Source organism: Acidithiobacillus sp. TH-A35, assembly GCF_057473505.1.
This window is the reverse complement of sequence record NZ_JBYCKR010000307.1, coordinates 1-3406: the sequence shown is the minus strand read 5'-3', so window position 1 is coordinate 3406 and position 3406 is coordinate 1. Positions and strand designations below refer to the sequence as shown.

Genomic DNA, 3406 nt, shown 5'->3' with positions numbered 1-3406 from the left:
TGCGGTATTTTTGGGCTGAAGCCGACCTATGGCCGCCTGTCCCGGGCCGGGGCCTTCCCTTTTTGTCCTAGTCTCGATCATGTCGGCCCGCTGGCGCGTAGCGTGACGGATCTCGCTCTGGCCTATGATGCCATGCAAGGGACCGATGCCGCGGACCCCGTTTGCGCGGATAGGGCGAGTGAGGCGGTCAGTGGAAGTCTGGCAGACGGTGTCGCCGGCCTGAAAATCGCCATTGCCGCCGGCTATTTCACCCAACAGGCGACGCCAGCAGCGGAGCAGGCACTGGCGCGGGTCGCGGCGGCATTGAATGTGACTGACCTCGTCGAATTTCCCGGAACCGCGCAGGCACGTGCCGCCGCCTATCTCATCACCAATGCCGAAAGCAGCAATCTGCATCTGGACCGTTTGCGTCATCACGCTGCCGATTATGATCCGGACGTGCGGGACCGCATGCTGGCCGGTACGCTATTGCCCGCGTCCTGGAATATTCAGGCCCAACGTTTCCGGCGCTGGTATCGGGCTGAGGTACTCAAGGTTTTCGCGCGCTATGACCTGCTGCTGGCACCGGCCACGCCCATGTCGGCGCCCGCCATCGGGCAGCGCTATATGGAACTGGATGGGGAGCAAATGATGGTGCGACCGCATCTGGGCTTGTATACCCAACCCCTCTCCTTCATTGGTCTCCCGGTGGTGGTGGTGCCCGTGGCCAGTGCGGGGGCGATGCCTATCGGGGTCCAGATTATCGCCGCACCCTGGCAGGAGGCGCGAATATTCAAAGTCGCAAGACAGCTTGAGTTGCACGGATTTACCAGTCCAATCCCCACCCGCTAAGAGGAAAAATCCCATGGTTCACGCCGAAATCAATGCGCCCGAAGTCTTACAAGAAGTGCAGGCCGCTTTTTTCCGTTATGAAAAAGCATTGGTTGAAAACGACGTTCATGTATTGGACGAGTTATTTTGGAATAGCGTACACACCTTGCGCTATGGAGTGGCAGAAAATCTCTACGGCTATGCGGCCATTGCCGAGTTTCGGGCATCCCGTCCAGCCCCGGCGCTGCATCGGGAGTTGGTCAATACGACGATCACCACCTATGGACAAGGCTTTGCGACTGCCAACACGGAGTTCCGGCGCGAACAGGTGCATGGCCGACAAAGTCAGACCTGGATACGCACGCCAGAGGGTTGGCGTGTCGTCGCGGCGCATGTGAGCTTGATGCCGAAGGCAACTTAAGCCGCAGCATGGATGCAGCCATCATTCTGGCGGGCGGCCAGTCCCGGCGCTCCGGACGACAGCACAAAGCGTGCAGACGTCTGCCCGGCGATGGCCGGAGCTGGATTGACCGGCAGGTGGATATCCTGCGGCAGGCGGGGTTTGCCCCGGTGTATCTGGTGACGGGGTACCGGCCACGGCGGGTTTTGGCTTGTCTGCATCGCCGTGCCATGAGACGGCATAACTTTCGGGCAAGGCATGGGCCTTTCTCGACGCTCCAAGTGGGGCTGCATAATCCATCTGGCCCCGCACTAGTGGTGCCGGTAGACACGATTTTGCCACCCGCGCCGTGGCTCAGGCAACTGCGGCGCATCGCGCATGCTCCGAATATTGCGGCAGCAAGTCCGATAGATCGCTGGGGCGGCGGCGGGCATCCGCTGATGGTGTCGCAGTGTTGGTCACAGTCACTCTGCGCAGTGCCTGTGAATGCAGCCGATGCAAGGTTAGATCGGCAACTGGGTTATTTGTCGGCGGCAGAGCATATTCGCTTGCCGTGGAACCACTTTTTACGTTATTCCCGGCTAAACACCCGCCGGGAATGGTGTTCAGCGCGTCACAAACTGAGGTCCATTCTGTGAAATCCATTCAAATCTCCTTATCGGCGAGCTCGGAGGGTGGTGCCGTGAGTGCTCCGCACGCGCTGGCGGCCGAGGCCGGGGCCGCTATTTTGCGTAGCGGTGGTAATGCCATAGAGGCGGGCATCGCGGTGGCATCGACCCTCTCGGTGGTCTATCCCCACATGAACGGACTGGGGGGCGATGGGTTCTGGCTGATCTCGGACGGCGATGCGCACACGGTGCGCGGATTGGCCGCCGCCGGACCGGCGGGACGACGCTATTCGGCAGCGCTGTTTCGTGACCGGGGGCTGCGCGAGATTCCATTCCGTGGTGGCTTGTCCGCCTTGACGGTGCCGGGTGCGGTGGGCGGATGGGGCGCGGCGTTTAGGCTCTCCAGGGATCGCTGGCGGGGCCGTAAATCCTGGTCCGATTTGCTGGAGAGCGCCTATTGCTACGCCGCCACCGGTTTTCCGCTCAGCCTAAACCAGCACCATACCCTCACCAGATTTGGTGACACGCTCCGTCAACAGTCGGGTTTTGCGGCGCAGTACATGCCGGGGGGAGAGATAATGCCAACCGGGAAACTATGGAGTCAACGAGCGCTGGCACAAACGCTCGGGACGCTGGCGGAGAATGGTGCAGAGGCTTTTTATCACGGCCCGCTCGCCTGGCAAATGGCAAAGGGTCTCAAAGCCGCAGGCAGTCTGCTGACAGAGGCCGATTTGCAAGCCTTCAAGCCGCGCTGGGTGGAACCGTTGCGCACCGCCTTCGGTGTCGGCGAGGCTATCAATATGCCGCCGCCCACCCAAGGGGTAGCCTCACTTATGATCCTCGCCCTGCTGAATCGAGTTGGACTCAACAACGGAGATCATCTGGGCGCGGAGCTGATTCATCACACGGTAGAAATCACCAAACTGGCTTTTAAGTACCGGGACCAGCTAGTAGCTGATCCTGACTTTGGCGATGCGGATATCGCGTCATTGCTGAATCCGGATTTTCTGGATGGCTGCGCCAGAGAGATACATCCCCTTATCGCGATGCCTCTGCCGCCCATTGGACTCGCCAAAGGTGACACGGTCTGGTTTGGGGTGGTGGATGGGCAAGGGCGGATGGTGAGCGTGATTCAGAGCCTCTACCACGAGTTTGGCACTGGCGTGGTGGCGGGCAATACCGGGGTGCTGTGGAATAATCGCGGCTGTGCCTTTTCTCTGGAACCGGGACACGTCAATGTACTGGAGCCTCGGAAACGCCCCTTTCATACCCTTAATCCAGCGCTCTATGCCGAGCAGGGGCGAGTGCAACTCGCCTACGGCAGCATGGGGGGGGATGGCCAACCCCAAACCCAGGCAGCGCTGCTCATGCGCGTCAAGCAATATGAGCTTTCCCTCGCCGAGTCGGTAGCCAGTCCGCGCTGGCTATACGGGCGTACCTGGGGGGAAGCTTCGGCGGGTTTGCGTCTGGAGCGGCGATATCCCCGCGCCGTTTTCGAGGATTTGCGCCGCTGGGGACATCAGCTATCGTGGGTGCCCGATTACAGTGATTTTATGGGTCACGCGGGTATGGTAGCGCGTGACCCGCA

4 protein-coding genes are annotated in these 3406 nt (G+C 60.7%); all 4 read left to right on the top strand.

Going from position 1 to position 3406, the window contains the following annotated elements:
- Positions 1-831, top strand: an 831-nt coding sequence (locus tag AC2VNK_RS09785) for an amidase family protein (protein ID WP_486883612.1), incomplete at its 5' end; no start/stop codon positions are given.
- Positions 832-844: 13 nt separating this feature from the next.
- On the top strand, positions 845-1231 hold the full coding sequence (gene hpxZ, locus AC2VNK_RS09780; RefSeq protein ID WP_291521987.1) for an oxalurate catabolism protein HpxZ: 387 nt from the start codon (positions 845-847) through the stop codon (positions 1229-1231).
- 8 nt (positions 1232-1239) lie between these two features.
- Entirely contained in the window at positions 1240-1848 is a 609-nt protein-coding gene (locus AC2VNK_RS09775; protein WP_486883611.1) for a nucleotidyltransferase family protein, read from the top strand.
- A 44-nt stretch (positions 1849-1892) separates the two neighbouring features.
- Positions 1893-3406: gamma-glutamyltransferase family protein (locus tag AC2VNK_RS09770; protein ID WP_486883610.1), on the top strand; the 1514-nt coding region annotated here is incomplete at its 3' end.

Excerpts from the sequence above, each read along its gene's own strand:
- hpxZ (WP_291521987.1), top strand. The coding sequence starts at position 845 with ATGGTTCACGCCGAAATCAATGCGCCCGAAGTCTTACAAGAAGTGCAG.
- AC2VNK_RS09775 (WP_486883611.1), top strand. The coding sequence starts at position 1,240 with ATGGATGCAGCCATCATTCTGGCGGGCGGCCAGTCCCGGCGCTCCGGA.